Origin of the sequence: Lysobacter enzymogenes (assembly GCF_017168095.1) — a bacterium.
In the GTDB taxonomy this organism is placed as follows: Bacteria; Pseudomonadota; Gammaproteobacteria; order Xanthomonadales; family Xanthomonadaceae; genus Lysobacter; species Lysobacter enzymogenes_D.
In genome coordinates, this window is the sequence record NZ_LXSD01000534.1 from 1 (window position 1) to 5,493 (window position 5,493).

The window sequence follows — 5,493 nt, forward strand, 5'->3', positions numbered from 1 at the left end:
CCAGGCCGGGCACGCCTCATCCGCCCGCGATCCGGCCGCGCGCGCAGCGCCGGACGCCGACGCCGCGCCGTCGTCCGCAACCGCGTCAGCGCCGTCCGCGCCGGAACACGACGAGGTTGCCGCCTCGTCCGCCGCCGACGCGCACGACGCCGCAGCGACGGCCGCAGACAGGGACGCAGCGCAGGCCGCATCGGCCGCTGCCGCCGACATCGACCGCACCGAGCCCGAACCCGCCGCGCTGCCGCCGCTCACCGCTGCCGCCGCGACCGCCGCCCCGCCTGCGCGCGGCCGCCGCCAACGCAAATCCGAAACCACCGTGACCTCGGCCCGGCGCGCGCCGAGCTTCGCCCGCCAGCAGGCGCGCGCGCAGGCGCCCAAGCCGCGCCTGCACTGGAGCGGCGCGCTCGCGATCGCCGCGCTGACCCTGGCGCTGGCGCTGCAACTGCTGCTGGCGCAACGCGCCGAACTCGCCGCCGACGCGCGCTGGCGCCCGCTGGTCGGCGGCCTGTGCGGCGCGCTGGGCTGCTCGGTTCCGGCCTGGCACGAACCGGCCGCGCTGACGATGCTCAATCGCAATGTGCTGCCGTTAGCGGAACGCGCGGGTGCCTTGCGCGTGTCCGCCGGCTTCCGCAACGATGCCCGCTGGGCACAACCCTGGCCGATGCTGGTGCTGAGCCTGGAGGACGTGGATGGCCGCCGGGTCGGCCAGCGCGCGTTCGCTCCACAGGAGTACCGCCGCGGCCACCGCCCCGACGACCTCATCGCCCCGGGGCAAAGCGCCGCGGTGCAGTTCGACGTGATCGAACCGGCCCCGCGCGTGGTCGCGTTCACCTTCGACTTCCGTTGAACGGCCGGTCGTCGCGTTGTCTCTAGCGACTCCGGCGCGCTAGACTCGCCGTCCCGTCGGTGCCACGCCTAGCGCGTCCCTGCACGTTCCGACGGTCGAATGCCTGCTACGGGGAAGCACTTGAACGCACTCAACGACCGCAACGATGGCGCACGCTCCGGACCCCGCGTCCCGCTGCGCGACCACGTCGCGACTTCGATCCGTCGTTACCTCGGCGACCTGAACGGAAGCGGCACCGAAAACCTCTACGAGATCGCCCTGCGCGAGCTCGAAATCCCGCTGTTCGCCGAAGTGCTGCAGCACTGCGACGGCAACCAGAGCCGCGCCGCGGCGATGCTGGGCATCCACCGCGCCACCTTGCGCAAGAAGCTGCGCGAGTACGGGCTGGAATAAGCCGGCAGGGCGATAGCCTCCGACCGGAAAGCCGCCGCCGACAGCTTCTGGCGCGGCGAGATTCCGCCTGGGCTCTCGGCCGGGTTGCGGCCGCCCCGCTTGCCCTCAGTCGTCATCCGAACAACGACGAAAGCCCCCGCGGAACGCCCCCTGTAGGAGCGACGCAAGTCGCGACCGCGACTCGCGCCGCTCCTGCAGCCGGATGCGAACCGGCCGAAGCCGCTCGCCGATACGCGCCTACGGCGAACCTCGCCCGCGTCCGCATCGACACGGACTCGGGCTTTCGCCGCTCACACCCACCAATACCGGATCAGGTGGAAAAACACCGGCGCCGCGAAGCACACCGAATCCAGCCGGTCGAGCACGCCGCCGTGGCCTTCGATCATGTGGCCCCAGTCCTTGATCCCGCGGTCGCGCTTGATCGCCGACATCACCAATCCGCCGTAGAAGCCCATCAGGTTGATCACCAGCGCCAGCCCCGCGGCCTGCCACGGCGTGAACGGCGTGATCCACCACAGCGCCGCGCCCAGCGCGGTGGCCGAGGCCACGCCGCCGACGAAGCCCTCGACCGTCTTCGACGGCGATAGCCGCGGCGCGATCAGGCGCTTGCCGCACAGCTTGCCCCAGATGTACTGCAGCACGTCCGAGGACTGCACCACGATCACCAGGAACGCCACCAGCAGCAGGTTGCGGCCCTCGTAGCCGGGAATCTGCAGGTTGATCAGCGCCGGCACGTGCGAGATGCAGAACACGCAGATCATCAGCCCCCACTGCACCTTGGCCGTGCGCTCCAGATAGCGCGTGGTGTCCTCGCCGACGGCGGACAGGATCGGCAGCAGCAGGAAGGCATAGACCGGGATCAGCAGCGTGTACAGCCCGTACCAGTCGGTGTAGACCAGCCAGTACTGCAGCGGCAGCGCCAGGTAGAACGCGGCCAGCAGCGCGTAATAGTCGCTGCGCCGGGTCGGCGTGAGGGTGATGAACTCGCGCAGCGCGAACAACGAGACCAGGGCGAACAGCACGATCATGCCGACCCGGCCGATCGCGAAGGCCACGCCGACCAGCAGCACCATCACCCACCAGGCGCGGATGCGCGCGACCAGGTTGGCGATCACCGCGCTGGGCCGCTCGCGCGTGCGCCAGCGCAGCCACTCGGAAATCAACGTCGCCAGCAACAGCACCGCGGCGACGCCGGCGAACAGCAGCACCGGATGCGACTGCGCGCGCACGAACTCGATCCATCGATCCATCAGGCCTGGCCTCCGCCGTTGCCGCCACCTGCAGGTTCCGACAGCGCCAGCAGCGCATCGCGCGCGCGCGCCAGGAACGCGTCCTTGTCCTCGTCCGCGCCAAGGCGCAGGGTGTCGCCGAAGGTCGCCGTGCACAGCAGCGGCAACGGCAGGATCTTGCCCTTGGGCATGACCCGGGCGAGGTTGTCGATCCACACCGGCACGAATTCCAGTTCCGGCCGCCGCCGCGCCAGGTGGTACAGCCCGCTCTTGAACGGCAGCAGCGGCTCCTCGCTCTGGTTGCGCGTGCCCTCGGGGAACAGGATCAGCGAACTGCCGCCGTCCACCGCCTCGCACAGCACCTCGATCGGGTCGTACTTGCGCGACAGCGGCTCGCGCTCGATCAGCACGCCGTTGAACACCTCGCGGATCAGATAGCGGCGCAGCGCGTCGCGCTGCCAGTAATCGGCGCCGGCCACCGGCCGCACCTGCCGCCGCAGCGACGGCGGCAGCGCCGACCAGATCATGACGAAATCGCCGTGGCTGACGTGGTTGCCGTAATAGACGCGGTGCTCGGACGAAGGCGAGCAGCGCCACAGCGCGCGCGCGCCGGTCAGCAGGCGGATCGCCGAGCTGAAGCCGGCGGCGAGCAGATTGGAAATCATCGGGACTCCAGTTCGCGCACGATCGCGCGCAGGCGCAAGGCGATGGTCAGCGCCGCGCCGGCGGCGACCAGCGCCAGCGCCGCCAGCAGCAGCCACGCCACCACCGCCACGGGCGCCAGCGCCAGGCCCGCAGCCGCCAGCAGCGCGGCCCACGCCATCGCCAGCATGCGCGTGCGCTTGGGCATCGGGCCTTCGCCGTGCTCGCGCAGGCCGCAGGCCAGGCCGAGCACGCGCACATAGGCCGTGCCCACCGCCAGCAGCGAGGCCGCCCAGCCCAGGTCCGAGGCCCACGGCAGCCACGCCGCCAGGCCGTAGCCGACGCCGAGGAACACCAGCGCGTCGGCGAGCCGGTCGGGCGCGTCGCTGTAGACCTCGCCGGCCTTGCCGACCATGCCGCCGCGGCGCGCCATCAGGCCGTCGAGGCGGTTGCAGACGATGCGCCCGGCCAAACACAGCGCTGCGAACAGCAACAACGCGACGCCGTAATGCGGCGGATCGCGCAAGGCGAAGAAGAACGCCGCGCCGGCCAGCGCCGACAGGCCGACCGCGAACAGCGACAGGCCGTTCGGCGTGGCGCCGCGCGCGCGCAGCCACGCGGCCAGCGCGAGCCGGCGCTCGTCGCGCGCGGCGCGGCGGGGAGAAGCTTGGGGATCGCTCATCGTGGCACTCCGTTCAACCGCCGCCGCAACCGCCGCACCCGCCGCCGCCGCAACTGCCGCCGCCACCGCCGCTGCAACCGCTGCTGCTGCCCGAACCGCTGTCGCCGCCGCCGGAGCCCGGCGGCGGCGTGCGCAGGATGTGATAGTCGGCGAAACCGCTGCCGTACAGGCCGACCGTGCCCGACAGCGCGACGTACACCGCCGGTTCGCCCGGCGCCGCCCGCCCGTGCGCGTCGTGCAGCGCCCATTCGCCGGCGCGGGTGCGCCGCTGTTCGCGCAGCAACCGCGCCAGCGCGATCAGCGCGGTCAACGCGACCAGCACGAACAGGAAGCCGACCGGCCGCCCGCGCGACAGACCGACGAAGATCTTGGCCGCTCCCAACGCCGCCAACGCCAGCAGCGGCGCGCTGCCGAGCCAGCGCAGGCGCAGGTCGGCGGCGCGGCTGAGCCACCAGCCCTTGCGCCGCAACTGCGCGCCGATCGGCTCGTACACCCGCACCAGCGCGGCCAGCGTGCGCGACAGGCTCTGCTCGCGCTGGGCCACCGCGGCGGCGTCGCGCACCGGCCGCGGCAGCTGCGCCGCCTGCGCCTGCAGGCGCGCGGCGTCGATGCGCAGCCAGACCCGGTCGAGCCGTCCGGCCGCTTGCAGCGGCGTGCCGTTGTAGTCCAGGCCGAGCACGTCGCGATGCATCAGTTCGACCAGGGCCGCGTCGGCGGCGCGTTCCGCCCCGCCGGCGAGGTAGGCCAGTTCGACCGCATCGTCGACCTGGGCCGAGTTGCGCCGGTTCGGCCCGCGCAGCGTGCGCTTGATCGCGGTGCCGAGCAGATACGCCCACGGCAGCGCCGCCATATACAAGACCAGGAAACCGCCGCCGTAGAAATCCAAGGGGTTCGGCGTGCCCTGTACGCGAACACAAGTCAGGTAGATCAGCGCCAGCGCGGCGCTGACCAGCGACACCGCCAGATAACCGCCGCGCGGCGCCGATTGCCAGGGCGACAACAGGCGCTGGCGCGCGCTGCCCGGCGGCGCCGGCGCGCGCGGCGCCGGCAGCGGCGGCGGCCACAGCAGCGGCGGCGGTTCGTTGAAGAAGGCCTCGTAGCTGGCGACGGTCTGCCGGTACTGCGCCTGGTGGCGCGCGTCTTCGGCCTGCCCGCCCAGCGAGGGCGTGTGGTGCAGTTCGCGGCGCAATACCTGCGGGCAGAAGCGCCCCCAGTAATCGCGGGTGTCGGTGAGGTGGGCGTGCCAGACCTTGTCGATGCGCACGCTCGGGGTGACCGGATGATCGGCGGCGACGGCGAGGAAGCAGAACCGCCGGTATTCCTCCAGCGCCGCCGCGGCGCCGGCGCGGTCGCAGCCCAGCGCATGCCCGACGCGGTCGAGGAAGGCCTCGGCCTCGTCGCCGCCGAAGCGGTATTCGCGCAGGCGCTGCCACAGCGCGCGCCGCTCCGCGGTCCACTCGCCGTCGCGCTGCGCTCGTTCGGTCTCGTTCATGGCCTGGTCCTTCGGGCGTGCCGCAACAACATCGCGCGCGAAAACTACGCGCTCCCCAGCGCGGCCAGCAACGCCGCGCTCTGCAGGATCACCAAACCGGCCTGTTTGCGCAACAGACCGCGCGCGCCGCGCCAGCGCTCGGGCCAGCCGCGGGGCGCCGCATCCGGCTTGCGCAGGCCGAGCGTGGCCAGCGCGGCGTCGAGCCGGG

6 protein-coding genes are annotated in these 5,493 nt (G+C 72.5%); 2 read left to right on the forward strand and 4 right to left on the reverse strand.

The window, feature by feature from the left end; translation table 11 throughout:
• A partial coding sequence (locus tag A7A76_RS21320) for a DUF3426 domain-containing protein (RefSeq protein ID WP_206413188.1) occupies positions 1-847 on the forward strand: 847 nt, incomplete at its 5' end.
• A gap of 120 nt (positions 848-967) precedes the next feature.
• Entirely contained in the window at positions 968-1,240 is a 273-nt protein-coding gene (gene fis / locus A7A76_RS21325; protein WP_057946280.1) for a DNA-binding transcriptional regulator Fis, read from the forward strand.
• 290 nt (positions 1,241-1,530) lie between these two features.
• On the opposite strand, the gene A7A76_RS21330 is transcribed toward fis, so the two are convergent.
• The 4 genes from A7A76_RS21330 to A7A76_RS21345 are packed head-to-tail and all read right to left on the reverse strand — an operon-like array spanning position 1,531 to position 5,285.
• The gene (locus A7A76_RS21330; protein ID WP_206413189.1) at positions 1,531-2,490 is read right to left on the reverse strand and encodes a phosphatidate cytidylyltransferase; all 960 of its coding nucleotides are present in this window, start codon (positions 2,488-2,490) and stop codon (positions 1,531-1,533) included.
• Positions 2,490-3,134: a lysophospholipid acyltransferase family protein gene (locus A7A76_RS21335; protein ID WP_206413190.1), complete on the reverse strand. Its 645-nt coding sequence runs from the start codon at positions 3,132-3,134 to the stop codon at positions 2,490-2,492. Before A7A76_RS21335 ends, A7A76_RS21330 begins: the two co-directional genes overlap by 1 nt.
• Positions 3,131-3,793 (reverse strand): CDP-alcohol phosphatidyltransferase family protein, encoded by a 663-nt coding sequence (locus A7A76_RS21340; RefSeq protein ID WP_206413191.1) that lies wholly within the window; start codon positions 3,791-3,793, stop codon positions 3,131-3,133. The genes A7A76_RS21335 and A7A76_RS21340 overlap by 4 nt, the downstream gene beginning before the upstream one ends.
• A 13-nt stretch (positions 3,794-3,806) precedes the next feature.
• On the reverse strand, positions 3,807-5,285 hold the full coding sequence (locus tag A7A76_RS21345; RefSeq protein ID WP_206413192.1) for a TIGR04222 domain-containing membrane protein: 1,479 nt from the start codon (positions 5,283-5,285) through the stop codon (positions 3,807-3,809).
• Positions 5,286-5,493: the final 208 nt, after the last annotated feature.